Origin of the sequence: Alicycliphilus denitrificans, from assembly GCF_044792555.1 — a bacterium.
Lineage (GTDB): Bacteria > Pseudomonadota > Gammaproteobacteria > Burkholderiales > Burkholderiaceae_C > Alicycliphilus > Alicycliphilus denitrificans_A.
The window spans coordinates 3830404-3854831 of record NZ_CP126238.1 but is presented as its reverse complement, the minus strand read 5'-3'; the positions used below and the strand labels follow the sequence as shown (position 1 = coordinate 3854831).

Sequence of the window (24428 nt, the reverse complement as noted above, 5' to 3'; positions counted from 1 at the left end):
CCTCTGGGGGACGGCGGGGATGGGGGCCGGAGCGCCGGCCTCTTGCCGGCATCAACGCCCCAGCGTCGCCGGCCCCCACCCCTGCCCACCCCCAGAGAGGGAGGGGGTAAAATCCCCGTCAAATAAGCGCAGTGTGCTATCAAAAAAGATGTGCGCTGGCACGTTGATGCCGGCGCTCCGCCAAGGCCCTCAAAACCCCAGGCTGGCCAGCAAATCATCCACCTGTGACTGATTGGTGACTACGTCGGGCGTGGCCTCGGGGTCGACCACGGGGCCCTGTAGGTGCTCGCGCGTCGGTGTGGGCGCGCTGGGCGGGGCGGCGCCCGCCGGCGCGGTCTGGATGAGCAGCTGCACCAGCTGCTGCTCAATGGTGCCCGCCAGGCTCACCACGCGGGCAATCACCTGGCCCGTGAGGTCGTGGAAGTCTTGCGCCATCATGATCTCGGTCAGGTGCATGTCGGCCTCCCGGGTCACGCGCTGCATGTCCGTCAGGAAGTTGTAGATCTCGCCCTTGGCCACGGCCGCCACGGGGTCGGCCACCAGCGAGGTGACTACACGTTGCGTCTCGCTGGCAATGTAGTCGTGCTGGCTCTTGGCCTGCTCCACGCGGGTGAGCACTTTTTCCGCCGCCTCGCCCGTCAGGCGGGCAATGTAGGACAGGCGGTTTTGCGCATCGGGCAGCTCGCCCATGCTGCCGCGCAGCGGGTCGGCAAAACCCAGCTCGTTGAGCGCCGAGTGCAGCTGGCGCGTGAGCAGGCCGATCTTCTGGTGCACGTCGTCGGCACCCGTGGGCGCCGCCAGGCTTTGATCCGCCACTTCCATGGTTACAGCCCCATTTTCTTGAGGATCAAGGTCACCTTCTCTTCCAGCGTGGCCTTGGTGAAGGGTTTCACGATGTAGCCGGCCGCACCACCCTGGGCCGCGGCCACGATGTCTTCCTTGCGCGCCTCGGCCGTCACCATGAGCACGGGCAGGTGCTTGAGCGTGTCGTCCTTCTTGATTTCGGCCAGCAACTGAAAGCCGTTCATGTTCGGCATGTTGATGTCGGTGACCACGAAGTCGAACTTGCTGTTGCGCAGTTTGTTCAGCGCCACCACGCCATCCTCGGCCTCGTCGGCCTCGGTGTAGCCGCTTTCCTTGAGGAGGTTGCGCACGATGCTCCGCATGGTGGAAAAATCATCAACGATCAAAAAACGAAGGGCAGTGGACACGAAGGACCCTTTCGGAACAGGTGGGGGGGCTATTGTCGGTAAAACTTCAGCAACCGAAAAACAGTTGGTTACTGGTTTTAGGGGGATTTGGCAGGATTGTCCTGTTTTTCGGCGATGGTCTCCGGCAAAGGCAATACAGCGTTTTTTTTGCCCATGAGCCGTTCCTCGGCCTCATGCGTGAGCACGGTGATGGTGATGCGGCGGTTCACCGCGGCGCGTGGATTGTCCGGCTCCAGCAGGTCGCTGGCCGCCAGGCCCACCACGCGGCCGAGCTTGGCATCGGGCATGCCGGCGGCCACCAACTCGCGGCGTGAGGCATTTGCCCGGTCGGCCGAAAGCTCCCAGTTGCTGTAGCCGCGATCGCCGTTGCCGTAAGGAGAGGCGTCGGTGTGGCCGGCCAGGCTGATGCGGTTTTCCACGCCGCCCAAGGCGGCGCCGATCTCGCGCAGGATGTCGCGCATGTAAGGCTTGACCAGTGCGCTGCCGCTGTCGAACATGGGGCGGTTCTGGTGGTCCACGATCTGGATCTGCAGCCCGTCGGGGGTCACGTCGATGCGGATCTGCGAGCGGTACTCGTTCAGGCGCGGGTTCTCGGTGATCATGGCGTCGATCTTGGACTGCAGCGCCTTGATGCGCTGCGCGTCTATCCGCGCGCGCTCGGCGCGAATTGTGTCGATGCTGCGCGGATTGTTCTTGCTCTCGGAGTCCGCACGGCGCTCCTGGCCATAGACCTTGGCCAGATTGTTGCCCCCACCCGGAATCACGCTGGAGCTGTTGCCAGAACCATCGCCGCCCTGCATCGCTACCTTGACCGGCGAAGCGAAGTACGAAGCGATGCCCTGCAACTCGCCCTGGGCGGTGGAGCCCAGCAGCCACATCAGCAGGAAGAAGGCCATCATGGCCGTCACGAAGTCGGCGTAGGCAATCTTCCAGGCGCCGCCATGGGCCGCGTGGGGGCGCTTCTTGGCGCGCTTGATGATGATCGGCTGGAGCTTTTTCTCGGCCATGGCTTACTTTTTGCCCTTGACGTGGTTTTCCAGCTCCGTGAAGCTCGGTCGGTCGCCCGAGAACAAGACCTTGCGGCCAAACTCAATAGCCGTGGCCGGGTTGTAGCCCTGCATGCTGGCCAGCAGCGTGGACTTGATGCAGGCGAACTCCTTGGCCGCGTCCTCACTCTTTTGCTCCAGCAGCCCGGCCAGCGGCTCCACCACGCCGTAGGCCAGCAAGATGCCCAGGAAGGTACCCACCAGGGCCGAGGCGATCATGCCGCCCAGCACCGCCGGCGGCTGGCCCACCGAGCCCATGGTGTTCACCACGCCCAGCACCGCGGCCACGATGCCGAAGGCCGGCAGCGCGCCGGCCAGGCGCGTGAGCGCGGCCACGGGGGCATGCGCCTCCTGGTGGTGGGTCTCGATCTCGCTGTCCATCAGCGCCTCGATTTCGTGCGCATTCAGGTTGCCCGAGACCATCATGCGCAGGTAGTCGGTGGTGAATTCCAGCACATGGTGGTCCGTGCCCACAGTGGGGAATTTCTTGAAAATCTCCGAATCCTTGGGCGATTCCACGTCCGCCTCGATGGCCATCAGCCCCTCCTTGCGCGCTTTCTGCAGGATCTCATAGAGCATGGCCATCAGCTCCATGTAGCGTGCCTTGGTGTATTTGCTGCCCTTGAGCAGTTGCGGCAGGGCCGCCATGGTGGCCTTGAGCACCTTGGGCTGGTTGTTGACGATGAACGCCCCGGCCGCCGCCCCGCCGATGGTGATCATCTCGAACGGCAGGGCCTCCAGCAGCACCTTGACGTTGCCGCCATGGGCGATGAACACGCCGAAGATGCTGCCGAAGGTGATCAGGTAGCCAAGAATGACAAACATAGTGCAAGGATTGTGTCAGAGCCCTTCAGTGGTCAAATGAACGATCAGCACTGGGCATGCGGTTCAATTTGAGCGACGGGGCGCCCCGCTCCCTTCAGCGCTTGATGACGAACCCCTGTCCCGTAGGCAGCGGAAACACCCGGTAGCCGCGTGCCTGGAACCACTGGTCTTCGGCGCGCTTTTGGGCGCGGTAGACGCCCGCCCATTCATAGTCGTCCAGCACCACCATGCCGCCGGGCACCACGCGGTCCCACAGGTGCTCGAGCGTGGCAATCTCGCCCTCGGCGTTGTTCAGGTCAATGTGCAGGTAGGCCACCTTGTCCGGGCAGCCCTGGGCAAAAGAGTCGGGCAAAAAGCCCTTGATCAGCTGCACCTGGGGGTAGTCGGCAAAGCGCTGCTGCACCTTCTCAAACAGCCCGGCGCGCTGCTCGGCAAAGTTATGGTTGGCGGCGGGGTGGTAATCAAACGTGTCGTAGCCCCAGAACGGCTTGCCAAAGCGCTGCTTGCCGAAATAGTCGATCACCGTCTTGATGCCCGTGCCCAGGTACACGCCGCACTCCACAAAATCACCGTCCAACTGCATGGCGTGGCAGGCGCTGCACACCAGCAGGTAGCGGCGCCAGGCAATGGCCTCGTCGGACGGGTTCTGGATGTTGCTGGAGAGGGCCTGGACGAAGGCCGGATCTTCAAAGGCCGACAGGTTGCGCCCCCAGGTAATCAGGTTGTCGCCCATGTAGTAGCCGGGAGTAAAGAGGGTTTTCAGCTCCTCCATCAGCTCCTGAAAGCGCTGCGGGTCGGTAATGCCCCAGGACACGGGGGTGGCAAAGTTGTTCAGCCGGTCCATGGGCAGGTCGGGCAGGCTGGGCAGTGGGGGCAGGGCGGCTGGCATGGGCGGTGGTTTTGCGGGAATGAGGGAGGGGCATTATTGATAAAAAGCCCCCTGCACCAGGGGCGGGGCAGGGGGCTTGGCGGCCGCGGGGGCTGCGCGGCTTATATCAAGGGAACAGCGTGGCGTAGTCAGTGGCACCAAATTTGGTTTTGATAACGTCTTTTTGGTCGTCGGTCATGGCAGTGCGATTGGTGAGCGCAGTCAACTGAGTGCTGGTCATCGCTTCTACTTGCGACAGGGTGAGCTGGGCTGCGTTGGTTGTGCTGATGGCGCCAAGCTGCGTGGCATCCAAGGCTGCCACCTGCGTTGTTGTCAGCGCGCGGGTTTGCGATGCCGTCATGGCGCCGATTTGTGCTGCAGTCAGGCTGGTCAGGCCCTTGGCGGTGTCCAGGCTGGCAATCTGCGTGTTTTGCAGCTTGGTAACGTCGATCTCCTTGAACACATCAGTAGTCAGGTTGTCGAGCTGTTCGGCAGTCAGCGAACCAATTTGCGCATCGGTCAGGCTGGTGATTTGTGTGGACGCCAGCGTATTGAGGCCGGTAGAGCCCAGCGCCACGATTTGCGCCTCGGAGAGCTTGCCGACGTCGGTGCCCAGGTCTTGCAGCATGGCGTTGGCAGAGGAGCCGCCGGCTCCATTGGACAGATTGGCCACCAGCTGCGTCGTAGTCAGCGCGCGCAACTGGTCGCTGGTCATGCCATTGGTGCCATCGGTGACCTTGGCGAGGGTGAGCTGGGTCATGTCCAGGTTCGCCACCTGGTTGGTGCTCAGGTCTTTCAGGTCGCTCAGCTTGGGCAGCAGGTAGCCGATTTGTTGCGTGCTCAGCGCCTGGATTTGATCCGAGCTCATGGCGTCGACCTGGCGTGATGTCAGGCCTTGCAACTGTGCTTGGCTCATGCCCTCGATCTGGTCGGTGGACATCTGGGCGATGTCGTTGGCCACCATGATGTCGCGCACCACATTGATTTGCGCACCGTTAAGCTCGCGCAGCTGCGATTGCGTCAGCTTTTGAAGTTGCTGCGTGCTCATGCCCGAGAGCTGGGCGGTGGTCATGGCTTTCACCTGAGCGTTGCTCAGCTGTCCGATCTGGTTGGTTTCCAGTTTGCCCAGAATGCTGCCCAATTCGTTTGAGCCCAGGGCGCGCAGCTGGGTGCTGGTCAGGTTTTTCACCTGGGTGCCAGACAGGTGGCCGAGCTGGTCCGACGTGAAGGCCTTGATCTGCGTGGTCGTCAGGGCGGCCAGGTCTTCGGTCTCCATGCCGCCGAGCTGGCTGGCGGTCAGCTTGCTCAGTTGCTCTGTAGTCAGGGCGCGTGCCTGGCCGGTAGTGAACTTTTCAATCTGCAGGTAGCTCATGGCCGCCATTTGGCCAGTGGTCAAGGCGCGCACCTGTGCGGATGTCAGGCCGGCAACCTGTGTAGTACCCATAGAGCTGATCTGCGTGTCGCTCAAGCCCTGGATTTGGGTGCTTTGGAATTTGCCCAGTTGGGCGACGATGTCAGCGCTTTCCAGCGCCTTGACCTGATCGCCGGTCAGTGCGGCAACTTGGGTGGCCGACAGGCTGGCAACCTGCTCATCCTTGAGGTTGCGGATTTGTTCGGTACCCAATTTCTGCAGCTGTGCCGTGCCCAGCCCCTTCAGAGCGTTGGTGGTCAGCGCCTTCAGGGCGTCGGACGACAGGCTGTTGAGCTGGTCAGACGACAGCGCCGCCACCTGCGTGCTGCTCAGCTCGGCGGTTTGCGTGGAGCTGAGCATGGCCATTTGGGTGGTGCTCAAATTTTGCAGCTGGGCGGTGGTCAGTGCCTTGACTTGCGCAGCGCCCAGTGCAGCAATTTGCGTGTCAGCCAAGCCCGCGACTTGGTCGGACTGGATCTTGCCTGCCAGGGCGTTGATGTCCTGGTTCTCCAATGCCTTGAGCTGGGTGGCATCCAGCACGCGCACCTGTGCTGCGGTCAGGGCGGCGGCCTGGGTGTCTCCCAGGGCGGTGATCTGCTCCTTGCTGAGCTTGTTGACCTGATCGGTCTTGAGGGCAGCAATGGCGCCATCGGACAGGGCGGCAATTTGCTCTTCATTGAGGCTTTGCAATTGGTTGGTGACAGCGCCGGTATTGAGTGCACGCACCTGCGCCGTGGTCATTTTGGCCAGTTGCTCGGTCGTCAAGGCGGCTACTTGTTCGGTAGTCAATGCGGCCACCTGGGCGGTGGTGAGTGCCTTGAACTGTGCGGTACTCAGCGACTGCACCTGGTCGGTGGTCAGGGCGGCTATCTGGTTGCTGCTGAGCGTGGGCACCAGTTTGGCGACCTCGTCATAGGCCATGACTTTGAGCTGATTGCTATCCAGTTTTCCCATCACGGCCTTGCCGAGCTTTTCGACCTGGTCGACGGTAAAGGCCTGGATTTGGTCGGTGGACAGGCCGGCAATTTGAGCCGTACTCAAGGCCGCGACCGCGCGCGTGGACAGGGCGGCAATTTGATCCTGTCCAAGGGCGCCTATGCCGTCGGCATCGGCCTTCAGTGCCTTGACATGGGCGGCGGACAGGGCGTTGATTTGCCCGGTGGACATGGCCTTGAGGTGGTCTGAAGACAGGGCGGCGATTTGCTCGGTCTTCAAGGAGGCGATGGCGGTGGTGGACAGGGCGGAAATCTGGGTGGCGCTCAGCGCCGCAATGCCGTTGGTGTCTGCAGCCAGGGTGCGTACCTGGGCGGTGGTCAGGGCGCCCAGTTGGTCTTCGGTCAGCGCCTGGAGCTGGGTGGTGCTGAGCTTGCCCACCTGGGCGGCCGTCAGCGCCTTGACGGCGGTGGTGGACAGGGACGACAGCTGGCTGCCTGACAGAGCGGCGATTTGATCGGTTTTCAGTGCTGCCGCCTGCGAGGGCAGCAGGGCGCTGAGTTGTTCATCTGTAAAGGCGCTCACATCTGCGCCCAGGCCGCCAATTTGTACGGCGTTCAAGGTTTTGAGGTTGTCGGTGGTCAGGGCCGCCACCTGGCTCGTGGACAAGGCGGTGAGCTGTGCCGCAGTCATGGCGCGCACCTGCACATTGCCCAGGCCGCGCACCTGCTCGTCGGTCAAGTTGGCCACCTTGTTGCCCAAGGCCTTGAACTGCGTGCCCGTCAGGCTTTGCAGCTGGTCGGTGGACATGCGCCCGATCTGGTCAGAGGTGAGCGTGCTGACTTGCTTGGCCGACAGCATGGACACGGCCGAGCCCAGGGCGTCAATGGCTTCCAGCTGGGTGGACTTGAGTGACTGCACCTGCCCGGAGGTGAGTGCACCAACCTGGGTGGGCGAGAGTTTGCGCAGCTGCTCTTCGGTCAGGGTGCTGACTTGCTGAGCCGTCAAGACCCTGACCTGGGCCGTGGTCAGGCTCTCGACAATGTCCAGCTGCCCGGCCTTCAGGCCTTTGAGCTGTGCGTCAGTGAGCTGGGCTGTGTCATCGTCTGCGTCTTCAATGCGGCGCAGTTGCTCGGCACTGAGGGCGCTGACCTGTACGGCGGACAGCGCCTTCATTTTGTCGGTATTGCCGCGGAAGGTGTCAATCTGCTCAAACTGCAGGGCGGCCATTTGCCCGGTGGTCAGCGACTTGAGCTGGGTGGAGGTGAGCCCGGCAAATTGGGTGGAAGTCAGTCCATGGCTGACCTGGTCCGCAGACAGCGCCTTGAGTGCCGAGGCGCTGAGGTGGAGGATGGTGCTTTCATCGAGAGCCCCTATCTGTTCTGCCGAGAACGCCTGGAGCTGCGTGCCGGAGAGCTTTTTGACCTCGTCGCTATTGCCCGAGATGGTCTTGATTTCCTGGGTGGTCAGCGCCGAGAGCTGGTCAACCGAGAGTCCCGAGAAAGTGATGGCCATGATGAACTCCTTATCGTTAAAGCGAGGTGCCTCAGTCACTATGCCGCGAGACCACTAGGCACAAAAAAGGGGGGCTGTAGAGCAGCAGGGAAAGGCGAAAAGCAAGACGCTTTGAGCGTTATATCGGCAGGTGTAAATGTTTGTTTAGCTGTTTTTGCAGGGGCGCTGGTGATAACCCTGTATTTATTGTTTTTTGATAGCGTGTTGCGTAATGTGAGAGCGAGTTTGCTACTGTTTTGCCTGATTAGGCACATACCTCAGATCACCGTCATTCCGGCGAAAGCCGGAATCCAGGAGCCTCGCAGCACTGAAACCCCTGGATTCCGGCTTTCGCCGGAATGACGTGGCGTTTGTTGACCGAGTGCTGTCTGAGATATGTCGCTAATCAGGCTGTTTTGAAGTTTTTCAATGCAGCGTGGTGGCGCACAGTTGCTGGAAGGCGGCTTCCAGGTGTTGCACAAAGCGCGGGGTATCAAACAGCACGCCGTGCTCGCGGGTGTCGGCCAGGTGCTGGCGCAGGCGCTGGCAGTCGGCGGGCGACTGGGCCAGGGCGACGGCCTTGTCTTCGTAGGCTTGCAGGTTCGGGGCAATCAGCTCTGGCAGCCCGGCGGCGGTCAGCAGGGCGCCGGCCATGCGCGAGGCGAAGGTCTGGCCGCTCATGGTCAGCACGGGCAGCCCCATCCATAGCGCGTCGTTGGCGGTGGTGCCGGCGTTGAAGGGGTAGGTGTCCAGAAACAGGTCGGCCACGGCCAGGCGTGCCAGGTAGTGCTGGGGCAGCAGCCGGGGGGCAAAGTACAGGCGGTCGCCGGTGATGCCATATTCCAGCGCGGCGCGGCGCAGGTTTTCCTGGGCCCAGACGTTGTCGGCCAGCAGCCACAGCACGCTGCCGGGCACGCGCTGCATGATGCGCATCCAGGCGGCAAACACCGAGGGGTTGAACTTGTAGTTGTTGTTGAAGGAGCAGAAGACAAAGCCGTGCTCGGGCAGGCCGCAGTCGGCGCGCGTGGGGGTGGGGCCCACTTCGCGCAGGCGGTCGCTGGCCTGGTAGATGTCGGGCAGGTAGAGCGGCTTTTCGGAGTAGTAGGGCTGGGCCGACTCGGGGATCAGGTAGCGGTCGGCGATGACGTAGTCAATAAATGGCAGGCCGGTGGTGGCGGGCAGGCCCAGGTAGGTGATCTGTATGGGCGCGGGGCGGTAGGCCAGCATGTTGGCGCGTGCGCCCAGGGTCTGGCCCTGCAGGTCCACCAGGATGTCGATTTCATGCTCGCGGATGAGCTCGGCGGCGGCCTGGTCGCTCAGGTGGTGGATGCGGATGAAGTGGTCCATCGCGGCCTCTACCCGCTGGCGCAGGGGCGAGTTGTCCTCGCGGCTCCAGTCAAAGCCGTAAATCTCGAATTGCTCGCGGTCGTGCAGCTCGAACAGCTGCACGGTGAGCATGGCGACTGGGTGCAGGCAGAAGTCCGACGAGCAGTAGGCAATGCGCAGCTTACGGTGGCCGTAGGGCTTGCCGGGCGCCAGGCGCGGCACGTCCAGGTTGAGCGAGCTGGCCACATAGTGGCGGGCGGCGGCCAGCTGCATGGCCGGGTCTTCGGACAGGCTGATCATGGCCATGGCCGAGGTGTTCTGGCGCTGCGCCTCTTCGGTCAGGCCGCCCAGCGGCTGGTACACCGGCCAGACGCATTGCTTGGCGCGCTGAAAGACCCAGTGGTGTATGACTTGCGGCTGGTTGGGCTCGATCAGCAGGCTGCGTGTCAGGGCGGCCTGGGCTTCGGCGTAGCGGTGCTGGTCTTCGTAGTGGCGCCCCAGGTTGTTGAGCGCCAGCAGCAGTACCGGGCGCTCCTCGGGGTTGTCGGCGGCGGCGCTGCTGGCAATGTGCAGCCACTGGGCGGTGGCGCTGTCGCTTTGCCCCATCTGTTCGTACACCAGCCCCAGGTTGAAGCGCGGCTGCAAGAACTGCGGGTTCAGTTGCAGGGCGCGGCTGTAGGCCTCGCGCGCGCTGTCCCAGTCTTTCTGGTTGAACAGGATGACGCCCAGGTTGAACCAGGCCAGGTGGTCGTGCGTGGTGCGGTTGCGCTTGAGCCAGGTCTGGTAGAGCACGGCGGCCAGCGGCTCGTGTCCCCCGGCGACGAGCTGGTCGGCGTTTTCCAGCAGGCGCAGCAGGTGCAGCTGGCGGCCCCAGGCTTGCTCAATGAGCTGGACAAAATCAGGCTGCGGGTGGGGGTTGAGCATGGGGGTTCCTCCTGTTTTGCTTTATTTTTAATAGCTTGTGACGCTTGTCAGATAAGGGCTAGATGCTGTTTTTCTGCTCAAGTGGCGATTCCTGTTGAAACGTGAATCACCGTCATCCCCGCGCAGGCAGGGATCCACAGCAGTGACGAAGCAACTGACCGGATGGCACTTGGATCCCCGCCCCGGATCGAAGTCCGGGGTGACGTTCCTGCGCGGGGATGACGCTTCAACAACAACCCGTGACCGGCCCCACAGGCTGCCTGTCAAGGCTCTGACGGCGCGTGCACATGGTTGCCAAAATACACGCCCAAACGGTAAATGGTTTCCGGGCTTTTGAAAAATAATATATATCTTTTGTTTGCCCCTTTGGCGGCATATAACTCGGGGGTACGAAAATCCACAAAAAATCCTTTTTGCATGCCCACGTAGGCCAGTGCATAAGGGGTCCAGTAAGTCACGTGGCCGGGCGTGAAAGGATAGAAGTCGTGAGATATATCCTTGCCGTTATAGAGGTTGGTGCCGCAAATCAAAATGCCGTCGTCCTTCACCAGGCGCAGCAGCGATTCAAAATGCGCCAGAGGCTCTTCAAAGTGTTCGATGACTTCGCTGGCCACCACGATGTCGGACGGGGTGGCATCGGCTATGGTTTCAAAATGGGGCACCGACTGCATGTTCTCCAGGTCCACCAGCTTGGTCTGCACCTCTGGATAGGCGCGTTGCAGCCATTGCCAGTCGGTGTTGATGCCGGCGCCGAAAAAACTCACGCTGGCATTGAAACGGGTCAGGGTTTCAATGCACATCTGCGCCATATGAAACTCCCGGCCAGGGCGCTCTGCATTGGCATTGCGGCGCTCTTGCAGTCTGCGTTCTTGCTCTGAGTTTTCCAGTACGTTCAGATAAGAGGCAGTGTTTTCTGGGAAGCGCAGCAAATCACACCCAATGCACTGCGTGCCGGTCATGGTTTTGCCTTTAGGGTGTCCGGCTTTTAACGTGTAAGTGACGGGTTTGGTATTTCCGCCGCAAACCGGGCATGTTGAGTATGGGTTTTCAGACACGTGCAATGACTCCAGTTTCGTTGCTGCTCATGAGTTTGGCTGCGGTTAATGCCACCTCGAAGGGGCTTAAAAGGGTGCGTGAATCTTCCTGGGCAAAGTTGCTGCGGCGCATGGCGGTGTCGGTGCGTCCGGGCACGATGCAGTTGACGCGGATGCCGTCGCCCATCCATTCGTCGGCCAGCGCCTGGGTCATGTTCACCACGCCGGCTTTGCAGGCGGAATAGGGCGCATATTCCGCCCGGCCCCGGGTAAATGATGACGATGAAAAATTGAGCAGCATGCCCCGCGATGCCTTCAGCACGCCATGGCTGCACTGGGCGACGTTGAGTGCGCCCAGCAGGTTGATGGCCACTTGCTGCGCCACGTCCTGGGGCGCCTGGCTGGTCAGCGGGCCTTTGAGCAGCAGGCCCGCGGTGTTGACGATGTGGTCTATGCGGCCCCAGGTTTGCTGTGCGGCGGCTATGGCGTCTGCCACCTGGGCGTGGTTGGCAATGTCGCAGCCGCTGCTGCGCGACAGGCTTTGGACGGTGCAGCCGGCCTCTTGCAACACCTGGGCAATGGCTTTGCCGATGCCGGCGCTGCCGCCAAATACCAGCGCGTAGCGCCCCTGCATGTCCAGCCCGTCCAGGTTCGGGTTGACGCGCTGCTGGCGGATGCGAAACAGCTCGTCGGCCAAGATCAAATCCACCGGGTCGGTGATTTTGATGTTTTCGCTGCTGCCCTGGACGATGCGCACGGGGCTGAGCGGGTTGCAGGCCAGGTAGATGCCGCAGTCGTCGGTGAATTCGCCCAGGCGCTCGGTGCCCAGTTCTTCGTAACAGCGCAGTAGCCCGGCATAGCGAAAGCCCTGGGGGGTTTGGCCACGGTACAAGTGGTCGCGTTTGGGGATGTTCTGTATCAGCCCGTCGCGGGCGACGATGATGGTGTCGGCGGTTTTGATGGCCACGTCCACGGCGTCGCAGGTTTGCAGCGCGGCGGCAACGCCGTGCAGGATCTGGTGGTCCAGAAATGGACGCGCAGCATCGTGCAGCACAACGTGGACGGGTGGATCTTGCTGCAAATGTTGTAGTGCCGCCCAAGCCGATTCCTGGCGCGATGCGCCGCCGATGATGATCTCGGCGCGGGTGCCGCGCAGCAACTCCCGGGCGGTTTGCACCGAGTCTGCGGGCACCGTGACCAGGATGCGGGCCTGCGGGTCAAAGCTGCTCAGGCACTCATAGCTGTGCTGCAGCACCGTCTTGCCGGCAACCCGGATGAATTGCTTGGGTGTCTCCGCGCCCAGGCGGGTGCCGGAGCCGCCGGCCAGCAGTACGTAGGCGATCTGGCCGCTCATGCATAGGCCCCTTGGGCGAGGGCCGTGTCGGGGCTCTCGGTGCTGTCTGGCGTGCCGGGGTTTTCAGCGGCGTCCGGTGCCATGAGTTCATCCAGCCGGCCAGCCAGGTCGCGCAGCCGCTGCATGAGTGCTGGAGCCATGCCGCCCGGGTGCTGCTGGTATTGCTCAAGTACAGACAGCGCGCGCAGCATTTTGGAGGGCTGGCCCTTGCGCAGGCAGGAGTAAACCGTCAGGCGGCCGACCAATTGATGCACCAGGCCGCCCATTCCCACGGTCGAGGGCGACTCCAGGTGCGAGATGTAATCCGGGTCGGAAATGCGCCAGCTATCGCCGTAGTTTTCGCGCAGCTTCAGCTCAATATCGCTGGGTGCGTAGAGCTGTGCGCCCAGGAATTCAATGGGTTGCAGCTCAAAGGGGGTGAAGGCAAAGCGTTGCAAATAGCCAAACATGTGCTGTATGCCGGTGACGTATTTGTCGCCTTCGGGGTGGTAGAAAAACAGGTCAATGGCAATGCCGGTGGCAATGTGCAGTACCGGGACGACGTAGGTTTCCTTCTTGGCAAAGGTTTCGATATACACCTGAAACTGGCGGCTGCTCAATATGGCATTCAGAACATCAAACTGGTTGATCCAGCCCACAATGCCTACGTCGATATCTTTGTCGTGCCCCAGGACTTTTCCTTCGCGGGCATAGCCCAGCAGGGTCCCGGAGACTAAAAACACCTTTTGTCCGCTGGGGGCAACGGCTTCCTGGAGCGCCTGCAAGGCCTGGCCAGCGGCGTCAGAGCTGAATGTTGAATCTTTGGACTTGGACTTTTTTTTCTTCTGCTTTTCTTCCTTGAAGCTTTGCAGAATTTCTGGCTGCAGGGCCAGTTCCAGGGTTTTGTCCAGATATCCCAGGGATGCCGGTAATTCGTCGGCTTTGCAGTGCGCCTCGGCCATGCAGGTGAGATGCTCCAGCCGCATCATGGCGGTGTCTGGCTCTATTGCCAGGGCCATGCGCTTGGCACTCTCGGCGTCTTGGACTTTGAGGTAGCTGCGTGCTGCGTGGGCGGCCAAGGCGTTGCGGATTTTGGCGTATTCCTCGCTGTCGGTGTCGATTTGCTGGCGAATGCGCTCCATGCAGTGTGCATAGCGTGCCAAATCTTGTGATGCGCCCAGCAGTCTGGCGCGCTCTATCAGGGTTTTGGCGGCAACCAGCCAGGCATTCGCCGGCAGGTCTTGCGTGCCCAGGTGCTGGGTGATGTGTTCCAGCAAATCCAGCCGCAGGTAGTCGATGGACAGTTCCATGGCGTCCAGCCAGTCGATGGCCTCGCCCTGGCATTGCTGCACTGCAGTGCTGGCGCCCGGCTGGAGTATCTGGCGCACCACCCAGACGATGGGCAGCTGCGGCGCCAGGGTGTCAAAGCCTTCGGCCTCACGCCCCTGGGCCAGGCTTTGGTAGGCCACCAGCCACATGGCGCGGTCGCCGGATTGCTCCAGGTTCGCAACCCCGAGGGTGGAAAGAAAGATGACAGCCTTGGTGAAGCGCAGTGCGCGTGCGGCATTGAGCAGCGCGTCGCCGAGCAGGTCCTTGTCCCATTCCTGGGTGACGAAGTCCTCCAGCTCCGTATGGCGTTGCTGCTCCAGCAGTTGCTCTAGCAGCGCGCTGCGGTATTGGTCGGCTCTGGTCACTGGCATAAACAGTCCTTGTGGTGGCGGCTTAGCCTTGCAGCAGCCGCATCACGTTTTGGGGCAGTTGGTTGGCCTGGGCAATCATCGCGGTGCCTGCTTGCTGCAGGATTTGCGAGCGGCTCAGGTTGGCGGATTCGGCGGCGAAGTCGGCATCCATGATGCGGCCACGGGCGGCAGACTGGTTTTCTACCGCAGTGCGCAGGTAGGAGATGGTATTTTCAAACCGGCTTTGGGTGGCGCCCAGGGTGGCGCGGTGGTCGTTGATGGTCCCCAGGGCGGTATCCAGGATCGCGAGCATGTCTCGAGCCGTGGAGTTGGCGGAGCCCAAGCTTGTGACTGCGCTGAAGGCGCTCGTCAAATCAATACCGGCAATGGTGATCTCATCGAACGAGGCGGCACTGCCACCGGCGCCTACCTGGAACACAAGGCTGGCGCTGCTCTTCAAGATCTTCTGGCCGTTGAACTGGGTGGCATCGACCATGCGCGTGACTTCTGCGCCCAGTTCGACGAACTCCTTGTTCAGCTTGGTGATGTCTTCGTTCTTGTTGGTGGCATTGGAGGCCTGCACGGCCAGTTCGCGCATGCGCTGCAGCATGTCGCCAATGCCGGACAGGCCGCCTTCGGCGATCTGCGCCATGGAGATGCCGTCGCCGGCGTTGCGGATGGCCACGTTCATGCCACGCACCTGGGTGCTCATGCGGTCGGCAATGGCCAGGCCGGCGGCGTCGTCCTTGGCGCTGTTGACGCGCAGGCCCGAGGACAGGCGCGCCATGGTGGTGGCGAGGCTGGCTCCGCTGGCAGCAGTGTTGCGCTGCGCGTTGAGCGAGGCCGCGTTGGTGTTGATGGTCATGGCCATGATCAGATTCCTTCAGGGGCGTTGGATTGACGTTCCACTCGGGGCCTGTTGACGGGGTGTCCGCTGTCGCGTTCCATGGCTACCGGGTGTGGGTGCAATTTTGCGGAAGGGGGCAAAAACAAAAGCCCCGATAAACGGGGCTTTCAAGATGCTGTTCGGTTCTTGCGGGCACAGCCTTGGTTTTTGCAATCTGACTTTTTGACTCAAGTAGCGATTTCTCCCGTCATCCCCGCGCAGGCGGGGATCCACCGCAGTGACGAAGCAACTGTCTGAGTGGCACTTTGGATCCCCGCCTGCGCGGGGATGACGGGCTCTGCAGCCATTGCCATGCCGCGCCAATGGCTCAGCTCTTGTTCCACTGCCCGATCTGGTTGTTCATGAAGCTCGACAGGGAGTTCATGGTGCTCATGTTGGCGTCCAGGCTTTGGTATTGCTTGAGCATGTTTTTTTGGCGCTGATCAAGCAGCAGGTTTATGCGCTCCTGGTCGGACTCGTTGCGTTTGAGCGAGTCTTGCAGGGCTTTGGTGCGGCTGGTGATGTTGCCCTCAACACCATTGGCCTTGAAGGCAAATTCGCGAATGCGCGTGACCAGGCCGTCGGTGCCGTCGGTCAGGGCCTTTTCCAGCTTGGGCAGGTCTTTCAGGGCGGCGTCCAGCTTGGTGCTGTTGATGTTCAGCGAGCCATCGCGCTGCACCTCCAGCCCCAGGCTGCTGAAGTAGTCGCCCGCGCTGTTGGGGTTGCCCACCAGGCCGCGCAGGCTGTTGAGCATGCCGACGACGGTGTTGTCGCCCTGCAGGGGCTGGGCTTTCTTGCTGCCTTGGTCGTACTTGGTCAGGCCGCTGATGGTGGAGTTGAGCTTGTTGTAGGCGTCCTTGAAGGCTTCGATCTTGTCTTTGATGGCCTTGGTGTCGTCGCTGATGGTGATGTCTATCGGCTTGTCGGAGGGCTTCAGCAGATTGAGCGTGACGCCGGGGACGATGTCTTCCACAGTGTTGCTGGCCGAGCGCGCTTCGACACTGTTGATGCTGAAGCTGGCGTCCTTGGCTGCCTGGGTGCGGCTGGCGCCGTTGTCGGCGGCGACCGATGCCGGGTCATGCGCCAGTATGTTCAGGCCGGGGTCGGAGACCGACAGGGCAAAGCCGTTTTCCTCTCCGGTGGTGTTGCTGCGCAGCAGCAGGCGCTCGCCGCTGGCGTCCTTGATGACCACGGCGCTGACACCGGCGTCTTTGGTGTCGTTGATTTTCTTGGCGATGTCGGTGAGCTTGTCGCCCGCGTCAATGGTGATGTCGATGGCAGAGCCTGCGCCGGCAAAGCCGCTTTGGTCGGCGCTCCATTTGCCGCGCTCCAGCGTCAGCGTGCCGCTGGTGCCAATGCCGCTGCCGCTGGGCAGGCTGCTGGTGGCCACGGATTGCGACTGCGCCAGGTGGTTGACTTGCAAGGAAAATTGCGCGGCCTGGGCGCTGCTGCTGGCCGATCCTTTGAGGATGGTCTCGTCGCCACTGGCAAATTGCTTGCCGCGCCAGGTGTCCAGGTTGGTCAGCCCCTTGGCTGCGTCGTACAGCGCGGCCATGGCGGACTTGACCTGTCCGTAAGAAGATATTTTGGTTTCAATGCCGCTGGCCTTGGTTTGAAGCAGCTGCAGCGGGCGCTGCTCCAGCTTCATCATCTGGCTGACGATGGCGTTGACGTCCAGGCCGCTACCAATGCCAGGGGAGGAGATGGTGGACATGTGCGGCTCCTGTAAGGGGTGGTGTGAACGGTTTTTTGATAGGGCAAAGGCCGAAGAAACGGGTTCTTCGGCCTTTGCTGCCTAGCCTATGGCGGCAGCCCGCTGGTTGCAGACCGCCGATGCTGCATGTTAGCGCAGCAGGCTCAGCACGCTCTGTGCCGATTGGTTGGCCTGGGCCAGCATGGCGGTGCCTGCTTGCTGCAGGACTTGCGAGCGGCTCAGGTTGGCGGATTCGGCGGCGAAGTCGGCGTCCACGATGCGGCCACGGGCGGCAGACTGGTTTTCTACCGCAGTGCGCAGGAAGGAGATGGTGTTCTCGAACCGGCTTTGGGTGGCACCCAGGGTGGCGCGGTTCTCGTTGACCGCTTCCAGGGCGGCATCCAGGGTGCCAATCATGGTTCGGGCGCCCGAGGCGGTGGAGCCGAGGCTTGTGATGCCACTGAAGGCGCTGGACAAATCGATAGCGGCAACACTGATCTCATCGAACGAGGCGGCACTGCCACCGGCGCCTACCTGGAACACAAGGCTGGTGCTGCTCTGCAAGATCTTTTTGCCGTTGAACTGGGTGGCGCCGACCATGCGGGTGACTTCTTCGCCGAGTTGGGCAAACTCCTTGCCCAGCTTCGCAATGTCTTCCTCCTTGTTGGTGGCGTTGGAAGCCTGCACGGCCAGCTCGCGCATGCGCTGCAGCATGTCGCCAATGCCGGACAGGCCACCTTCGGCGATCTGCGCCATGGAGATGCCGTCGCCGGCGTTGCGGATGGCCACGTTCATGCCACGCACCTGGGTGCTCATGCGGTCGGCAATGGCCAGGCCGGCGGCGTCGTCCTTGGCGCTGTTGACGCGCAGGCCCGAGGACAGGCGCGACATGGTGGTGGAGAGGCTGGACGAGGTGGCGGCGATGTTGCGCTGTGCGTTGAGCGAGGCAACGTTGGTGTTGATGGTCATGGCCATGATGAAAGCTCCTTGGCGTGAGAGAAAAGTGTTTGACCCAGTGCCAGCGGTGCGCTTGCCCCTCTGGCAACAGGCCTCTGCTGAAGCCCGTTGAGTGTGTTATCGAACGTTACAAGCAAAACTTTAGGAAATTCAGGCGCCCAACGGTTGCCGGATTGTCAGCAGGGGCGGCTGTGGGCGATATGCCGACTTGGCGGTGTTTTGCTGCCTTTTTTGCCCCATGGTCCGGGCGGCGCGGCGGCATGATGGGCGCATGACTGATTGCTGCTTTGCACGTGCTATTTTTTTTATGCACTGGGCCTCAACTTATATGGGGGCTGGCCGATAACAGGCTGGAGTACAGACAATGGAAGGAAACAGCATGTATACCCCTCCCGGAGCCAGAGTGTCGGCCGCCTACCGGCAGGTGGACTTGAATTCGCAGGTGCTCGGCGCCTCGCCCCATGGCTTGATCGGCCTGCTGTTCAATGAGCTGCGCACCTGCCTGAACGGTGCCATAGGCGCCATCCAGCGCAAGGACGTGGCCACCAAGGTGCGCCTGATCTCCAAGGCTTCGCGCCTGATCGATGAGGGCCTGATGTCCAGCCTGGATGTGAACGCCGGCGGCGAGCTGGGGGCCAATTTGCAGCGGCTGTATGCCTACTGCCTGATGCGCCTGGCGCAGGCCCAGGCGGGCAACAGCGTGGCCATCGTCGAGGAGGTGCTGCAGGTGATGCAGCCGGTGATGGACGGCTGGAACGAAATCGGGGGGCAGGCGCGCGCCTGAGTTGGAGCTATGCAAGTCACACAGAACATCAAGGCTCCCGAGATGCTGATCGACTACTACAAGGCCATCGAGGACAGCAGCGCCAGGATGCTGGAGGCTGCCAAGCACCATGACTGGGACGAGGTGGTGCGCTGCGAAGGCGCCTGCGCCGTGCTCATCGAGCAGCTGCGCTACCGTTCGCAAGACCAGGAACTGCCGCCCGAGCAGCGCAAGGAAAAGACGCGCATCATGCAGCGCATCCTGCGCAACGACGCGCAGATCCGCATCCTGGCCGAGCCCTGGCTGGCGCAGTTCGATCACCCGTTCGAAGGCAAGCCGCAGGTGCTGCACTGATGTATGCCGCGGCGCGGTGGCGCCGCGTGGGACGAGCCCAAGGCTGGAGAGCCGGCGCCGCAAGGTGGCCGGCTCTTTTTTGATTTCCTCTCACCCTCTGAATGAAGCCCGTCATTCCGGCGCAAGAACGTCACCCCGCACTCCGATCCGGGGCCGAGGGAGCAGGGACGGCTTGTGGCACATGCAAGCATCTGGATTGCGGCGGTCGCCGCAATGACGGTTTCTGACGCTGGGTGCTGGGCAGCCACATTGTGTGGCTATAAGTGACTAAAAATGGCTGCAGTGCTTTTCTGGAAAGCGCTTATAGCTATTAATCAAGGAGCGTTTGCGAGGGTGGCCCGCCTCACACCTGCATGTTCATGATGTCGGTATAGGCTTGCACCATGCGGTTGCGCACGTGCAGCGTGGCCTGGAAGCCGACCTGTGCCTTCTGCATGGCGACCATGGTTTCCTCGATGCTGACCCTGGGGTTTTCCATCTGCACCTCGCGCTGCAGGTCGCCGGCGCGGTCTTGCGCGGCGCTGACCGATTGCAGGGCGTTCTTGAAGGCCGAGGAAAAGCCCACCTCCTGGGTGCCCGGCTGCGGCGCCGTCACGCGGCGCGCCAGCTGGGTGCTGGTCAGCGGGTTCGGGGTGCTGTTGATGCGCAGGTCCATGGCCGGTACGTCGGGAGTTGGGGCGATGGTGTAATCCTAGGCCGCTGGCAGGAGTGCAGCTCGGGGAAAAGATGGCCAAAGAGGGGGCTTATCCCGCGAACGGCGCCGGGCCGGACCTGAATAATCGCAGCACTGCCAGAGTTCCGCCTGGCCCCGCCTTTTTGTGGAAAGCATGATGTCTGCAGTTGCCGAAGTCCCTGTCCCCCCGCATTCCGCCGCCAGCGCCGGCTGGCAGCAGCGGCTGGCCACGCTTGACCGCGGCGCGCGCATGCGCCTGGGGGCGGCCGCGCTGCTGCTGCTCGGGGTGCTGGCGGCCGCGTTTTTCTATGGCCGCCAGCCCGACTATCGGGTGCTGTTTTCGGGTCTGAACGACAAGGATGGCGGTGCCATCGTGGCCCAGCTGACCACGATGAACGTGCCCTACAAGTACACCGAGGGCGGCGGCGCCATCATGGTGCCGGCCGAGCGCGTGCACGACGTGCGCCTGCGCCTGGCCACGCAGGGCCTGCCCAAGGGTTCGGTGACGGGCTTCGAGCTGATGGAGACGAACCGTTTCGGCGTGACCCAGTTCCAGGAGCGGCTCAATTTCCAGCGCGGGCTGGAGGGCGAGCTCACGCGCTCCATCCAGGCGCTGGCCTCGGTGCAGAGCGCGCGCGTGCACCTGGCGCTGCCGCAGCAAAATGGGTTTTTTCGCGAGCAGCAAAAGCCCTCGGCCTCGGTGCTGCTGGCCCTGTACCCGGGCCGGGTGCTGGATCGCGCGCAGCTCGCCGGCATCGTGCACCTGGTGGCCTCCAGCGTGCCCGAGCTGGCGCCCTCGGCCGTGAGCGTGCTCGACGACACGGGCAAGCTCTTGTCGCAATCGCCCGACGGGGCCGGCGGCAATGGCGTGGACGCGCAGCAGCTGGCCTATGTGCAGCAGATCGAGCAGCAGTACACACGCCGCATCCTGGACCTGCTGGAGCCCGTGGTGGGCAAGAGCAATGTCAAGGCCCAGGTGACGGCCGAGGTGGACTTCAGCCAGACCGAATCCACCACCGAGCAGCACCGCCCGAATCTGGCGCCGGACGCCAGCGCCGTGCGCAGCCAGCAGGTGGTGGAGAGCGGCGGCCTCCAGGGTGCGCAGCCGCCCACGGGCGTGCCCGGCGCAGTGAGCAACCAGCCGCCGCAAAACTCCACCGCGCCCATCAACGGCGCCAACCCGCAGCCCACGGCCGCCAACGCCCAGCAGCAACCGGGCGCGCAGGGGCAGGGCCGGCGTGAATCCATCACCAACTACGAGGTGGACAAGACCACGCGCGTGACGCGTGGCGGCATGGGCGCCATCAAGCGCGTGAATGCGGCTGTGGTGGTCAACTACCAAAGCGTGAGCGAAACCCCCGGCAAGGCCCCGACGAGCAAGGCGCTTTCTCCCGAGCAGGTCGAGCAGATGACGGCCCTGGTGCGCGAGACCATTGGCTACAACAAGGAGCGAGGCGACTCGGTGAATCTGATGAATGCGCCCTTCCTGGTCGATGAGGTGGTCAGCACCGAGCTGCCGCTGTGGAGGCAGCCCGAGGTGGTGGAGCTGGCCAGGAGCCTGGGTTGGCCCGTGGGCATCTCGCTGGCCGTGGCCCTGCTGCTGCTGGGTTTGGTGCGGCCGGCGCTCAAGGCCAGGCCGCACGCGGATTTGGCGGCAGCCAAGTTGCAGGGGGGGCAGTTGAGTGCCGTGGCCTCCGAGGAGCTGGAGCGCCCCGCGCTGGCGGCGCCGGTGCAGCCGCAAGACCTGCAGCCCACGGCCGAGCAGCTGCGCCTGGAGGACGCGCGCCGGCTGGCGCGCGACAACCCCGTGGCCGTGGCCACGATCATCAAAACCTGGGTCAACGGCGAGTGACGCCTGCCCGCATCAGAGAACGAGACCGGTATGGATGAGCAGGGACTGAACGACGCGGCCATCATGCTGATGTCCCTGGGCGAGGAGGAGGCCGCCGAGGTCTTCAAGCACCTCTCGCCCAAGGAGGTGCAAAAGCTCGGTGAAACCATTGCGCGCATGCGCACCGTGTCCAGGGAGAAGGTGGACGAGGTGCTGAACCGCTTCACCAACGAGGCGGCGGCGCAAAGCCTGCTGGTGTCCGATACCAGCAACTATGTGCGCTCGGTGCTCAAGCGCGCCCTGGGCGACGACAAGGCCGCCCTGCTGATCGACCGCATCCTGCAGGGCGGCGATGTCTCGGGCATAGAGAGCCTGAAGTGGATGGACCCGCTGTCGGTGGCCGAGCTGCTGCGCAACGAGCACCCGCAGATCGTGGCCGCCATCCTGGTGCATCTGGATCCGGATCAGTCCTCGGGCATCCTGGCGCAGTTCAACGAGCGCCAGCGTGGCGAGGTGATGCTGCGCATTGCCACGCTGGAGGGCATTCAGCCCACGGCGCTCAAGGACTTGAACGAGGTGCTGTTCAAGGTGCTGGCCGGTGGCGACAAGATCCGCAAGAGCTCGCTGGGCGGCGTGCAGGCGGCGGCCAACATCATCAATCTCATGAGTTCGGGCATGGATGCGGCGGTGCTGGAGTCGATCCGTGGCTACGACATCGACCTGGCGCAGAAGATCATGGACAAGATGTTCATCTTCGACGACGTGGCTAAGCTCGACGACCGCTCCATCCAGACCGTGCTGCGCGAGGTGGCCTCCGAGACCCTGGTCGTGGCCCTCAAGGGCGCGCAGCCCGAGGTGCGTGACAAGATCCTGGCGAATATGTCCTCGCGCGCCGCCGCCGCCATGCGCGAAGACCTGGAATCGCGCGGTCCCATGCGCCTGTCTGAGGTCGAGGCGCAGCAGCGGGAAATCCTCAAGACGGTACGCCGCCTGGCCGACGAGGGCCAGATTGCGCTGACCGCTGGAGGCGACGATGCCTTCGTCTAATCGTTATTACACGCGCTTCATTCCGCGCGAAGAGGTGGGCGACGTCATGCGCTGGGAGTTTGGCGATGTGCATGACGCGGGCACGCTGCGCCCCCTGGTGGAGCGGCAGCCACAAATACCCGAACCAGTGCCGCCGCCGGCCCTGGACGAGGGCGAGCAGCAGGCCTTGCTGCAGCAGGCCCATGCCCAGGGGCATGCCGAAGGGTATGAGAGTGGCCTGGCCGAAGGGCAGGAGCAGGCGCAGCTTGCCGCGCAGCAGCAGTTTGAAGACTATGTCGCCGGCCAGGGGCGCGCGGCCGCCGAGCGCCTGGCGCAGGTGGCGCAGAGTCTGGAGCAGAGCCTGACCGGCCTGCAGCAGACCATGGCGCAAGAGGTGCTGCAGCTGGCCTGCGACATTGCGCGCCAGGTGGTGCGCCGTGAGGTGCAGGGCAACCCACAGGCCATGCTGCCCGTGGTGCGCGAGGCCTTGGGCATGTTGGCGGCCGAAAGCCGGCCGGCCACGGTGCGCCTGCATCCAGCTGACTGGGCGGCGCTGGAGAAGCCGTTGCGCGAAGAGTTTTCCAGCACCCGCATCGAGTGGCAGGCCGACGCCGCCGTGCAGCCGGGCGACTGCCTGGTGGAGTCCGCCGGCATGGTGATCGACGGCACCTTGGACAAGCGCTGGCGCCGCGCCATTGCCGCCCTGGGGCTGACGGCCGCCTGGCGGGAGGATGCCCATGCCGATTGAACCCGCCGGCGCCTGGGGTGAGTTGCTGGCCGAGGCGCGCGCGCGCATGGCGCAAACGCAGCCGCTGGAGGTGCGCGGCACGCTCACGCGCCTGACCGGCCTGGTGCTGGAGGCGGCGGGCCTGCGCGTGCCCGTGGGCTCGCAGTGCCAGGTGCAGATGCAGGGCCAGGTGCAGATGCAGGGCCAGGAGCCGGTGCTGGCCGAGGTGGTGGGCTTTGCCGGCGACAAGGCCTTTCTGATGCCCGCGGGCGACATCCATGGCCTGTCCAGCGGCGCCAGTGTCACGCCGGCCGCGGCCCATGTACCCGCGCCGAAGCTGGGCGCCGCGGCGGCCGAGCCCGTGGACACCAGCATGGGCGTGCTGCGCCTGCCCATGGGCCCCGGCCTGCTGGGCCGCGTGGTCGATTCGCAGGGCCAGCCGCTGGACCATGGCGGGCCGCTGGAGGGGGTCACGGCATTGCCCATGGATCGCAGCCCCATCAACGCCATGGAGCGCGATCCGGTGCGCGAGCCGCTGGACACCGGCGTGCGCGCCATCAATGCGCTGCTGACGGTGGGGCGCGGCCAGCGCCTGGGGCTGTTTGCGGGCTCGGGCGTGGGCAAATCGGTGCTGCTGGGCATGATGGCGCGCTACACCCGGGCCGATGTCATCGTGGTGGGCCTGATCGGCGAGCGCGGGCGCGAGGTCAAGGAGTTCGTGGAAGACATCCTGGGCGCAGAGGATCGCGGCCGCTCCGTGGTGGTGGCGGCTCCGGCCGATGCGCCGCCGCTGTTGCGCATGCAGGGCGCGGCCTATGCCACGGCGATTGCCGAGCATTTCCGCGACTGCGGGGCCCATGTGCTGCTGCTCATGGATTCGCTGACGCGCTACGCCATGGCGCAGCGCGAGATTGCCCTGGCGATCGGCGAGCCGCCGGCCACCAAGGGCTACCCGCCGAGCTGCTTTGCCAAGCTGCCGGCGCTGGTGGAGAGGAGCGGCAATGGCCTGAACGGCGTGGGCTCGATCACCGCCTTCTACACCGTGCTGTCCGAGGGCGACGACCAGCAGGACCCGATCGCCGATGCCGCGCGCGCCATCCTGGACGGGCATATCGTGCTCTCGCGCACTCTTGCCGAAGGCGGACATTACCCGGCCATCGACATCGAGCAGTCGGCCTCGCGCGTCATGCACAACGTGGTGCAGCGCGAGCACTTCGACATGGCACGCAGCTTTCGCGCGATCTACTCGCGCTACCAGAAGAGCCGTGACCTGATCCAGGTGGGGGCCTACATGAGCGGCTCCGACCCGCTGCTGGACGAGGCCATACGCCTGCAGCCGGGCATGGTGGGATTCTTGCAGCAGGGCATGCACGAGGCTGCCCCCATGGACGACTGCCTGGCGCTCATGGGCCAGGTGCTGGAGGGCTGAGGTAG

The 24428-nt window shown here is 63.4% G+C and carries 20 protein-coding genes; 6 read left to right on the top strand and 14 right to left on the bottom strand.

Going from position 1 to position 24428, the window contains the following annotated elements; translation table 11 throughout:
- Window positions 1-189 precede the first annotated feature (189 nt).
- The 13 genes from P7644_RS18280 to P7644_RS18220 all read right to left on the bottom strand — a co-directional run bounded on the left by P7644_RS18280 (window position 190) and on the right by P7644_RS18220 (window position 17638).
- Entirely contained in the window at window positions 190-822 is a 633-nt protein-coding gene (locus P7644_RS18280) for a protein phosphatase CheZ (protein WP_404300666.1), read from the bottom strand.
- Between the two features lie 2 nt (window positions 823-824).
- The gene (locus P7644_RS18275; protein ID WP_404300665.1) at window positions 825-1211 is read right to left on the bottom strand and encodes a response regulator; all 387 of its coding nucleotides are present in this window, start codon (window positions 1209-1211) and stop codon (window positions 825-827) included.
- Window positions 1212-1288: 77 nt separating this feature from the next.
- On the bottom strand, window positions 1289-2218 hold the full coding sequence (motB, locus tag P7644_RS18270; protein ID WP_404300664.1) for a flagellar motor protein MotB: 930 nt from the start codon (window positions 2216-2218) through the stop codon (window positions 1289-1291).
- A 3-nt stretch (window positions 2219-2221) separates the two neighbouring features.
- Entirely contained in the window at window positions 2222-3082 is an 861-nt protein-coding gene (gene motA, locus P7644_RS18265; RefSeq protein WP_404300663.1) for a flagellar motor stator protein MotA, read from the bottom strand.
- A 94-nt stretch (window positions 3083-3176) separates the two neighbouring features.
- Window positions 3177-3971 (bottom strand): TylF/MycF/NovP-related O-methyltransferase, encoded by a 795-nt coding sequence (locus P7644_RS18260; RefSeq protein WP_404300662.1) that lies wholly within the window; start codon window positions 3969-3971, stop codon window positions 3177-3179.
- Between the two features lie 106 nt (window positions 3972-4077).
- Window positions 4078-7809, bottom strand: coding sequence for a hypothetical protein (locus P7644_RS18255; protein WP_404300661.1), 3732 nt, complete (start codon window positions 7807-7809; stop codon window positions 4078-4080).
- A gap of 405 nt (window positions 7810-8214) precedes the next feature.
- Complete coding sequence (locus P7644_RS18250) at window positions 8215-10038, bottom strand: tetratricopeptide repeat protein (RefSeq protein WP_404300660.1); 1824 nt, start codon at window positions 10036-10038, stop codon at window positions 8215-8217.
- A 263-nt stretch (window positions 10039-10301) separates the two neighbouring features.
- Window positions 10302-10997: a class I SAM-dependent methyltransferase gene (locus tag P7644_RS18245; protein ID WP_404300659.1), complete on the bottom strand. Its 696-nt coding sequence runs from the start codon at window positions 10995-10997 to the stop codon at window positions 10302-10304.
- Between the two features lie 88 nt (window positions 10998-11085).
- Entirely contained in the window at window positions 11086-12426 is a 1341-nt protein-coding gene (locus tag P7644_RS18240; RefSeq protein ID WP_404300658.1) for an SDR family NAD(P)-dependent oxidoreductase, read from the bottom strand.
- The gene (locus P7644_RS18235) at window positions 12423-14105 is read right to left on the bottom strand and encodes a hypothetical protein (RefSeq protein WP_404300656.1); all 1683 of its coding nucleotides are present in this window, start codon (window positions 14103-14105) and stop codon (window positions 12423-12425) included. Before P7644_RS18235 ends, P7644_RS18240 begins: the two co-directional genes overlap by 4 nt.
- 22 nt (window positions 14106-14127) lie before the next feature.
- Window positions 14128-14955 (bottom strand): flagellin, encoded by an 828-nt coding sequence (locus P7644_RS18230; protein ID WP_404300655.1) that lies wholly within the window; start codon window positions 14953-14955, stop codon window positions 14128-14130.
- A 343-nt stretch (window positions 14956-15298) separates the two neighbouring features.
- On the bottom strand, window positions 15299-16684 hold the full coding sequence (gene fliD, locus P7644_RS18225) for a flagellar filament capping protein FliD (protein ID WP_404300653.1): 1386 nt from the start codon (window positions 16682-16684) through the stop codon (window positions 15299-15301).
- Between the two features lie 129 nt (window positions 16685-16813).
- Window positions 16814-17638: a flagellin gene (locus P7644_RS18220; RefSeq protein WP_404300652.1), complete on the bottom strand. Its 825-nt coding sequence runs from the start codon at window positions 17636-17638 to the stop codon at window positions 16814-16816.
- Window positions 17639-17999: 361 nt separating this feature from the next.
- Here P7644_RS18220 and fliS point away from each other — a divergent pair, with 361 nt between their 5' ends.
- Entirely contained in the window at window positions 18000-18404 is a 405-nt protein-coding gene (gene fliS, locus P7644_RS18215) for a flagellar export chaperone FliS (RefSeq protein WP_404300651.1), read from the top strand.
- 9 nt (window positions 18405-18413) lie between these two features.
- Entirely contained in the window at window positions 18414-18737 is a 324-nt protein-coding gene (locus tag P7644_RS18210) for a flagellar protein FliT (protein ID WP_404300650.1), read from the top strand.
- Window positions 18738-19080: 343 nt separating this feature from the next.
- Here the strand turns inward: P7644_RS18210 and fliE are convergent, their stop codons facing one another.
- The gene (fliE, locus tag P7644_RS18205) at window positions 19081-19392 is read right to left on the bottom strand and encodes a flagellar hook-basal body complex protein FliE (protein WP_404300649.1); all 312 of its coding nucleotides are present in this window, start codon (window positions 19390-19392) and stop codon (window positions 19081-19083) included.
- Window positions 19393-19567: 175 nt separating this feature from the next.
- Here fliE and fliF point away from each other — a divergent pair, with 175 nt between their 5' ends.
- Genes fliF through fliI form a run of 4 tightly spaced genes read left to right on the top strand, consistent with a single transcriptional unit; the run spans window position 19568 to window position 24423 of the window.
- Window positions 19568-21262: a flagellar basal-body MS-ring/collar protein FliF gene (fliF, locus tag P7644_RS18200; protein WP_404300648.1), complete on the top strand. Its 1695-nt coding sequence runs from the start codon at window positions 19568-19570 to the stop codon at window positions 21260-21262.
- Between the two features lie 30 nt (window positions 21263-21292).
- On the top strand, window positions 21293-22288 hold the full coding sequence (gene fliG / locus P7644_RS18195; RefSeq protein ID WP_404300647.1) for a flagellar motor switch protein FliG: 996 nt from the start codon (window positions 21293-21295) through the stop codon (window positions 22286-22288).
- The gene (locus P7644_RS18190) at window positions 22275-23015 is read left to right on the top strand and encodes a FliH/SctL family protein (RefSeq protein ID WP_404300646.1); all 741 of its coding nucleotides are present in this window, start codon (window positions 22275-22277) and stop codon (window positions 23013-23015) included. The genes fliG and P7644_RS18190 overlap by 14 nt, the downstream gene beginning before the upstream one ends.
- The gene (gene fliI, locus P7644_RS18185; protein ID WP_404300645.1) at window positions 23005-24423 is read left to right on the top strand and encodes a flagellar protein export ATPase FliI; all 1419 of its coding nucleotides are present in this window, start codon (window positions 23005-23007) and stop codon (window positions 24421-24423) included. Before P7644_RS18190 ends, fliI begins: the two co-directional genes overlap by 11 nt.
- Window positions 24424-24428 lie beyond the last annotated feature (5 nt).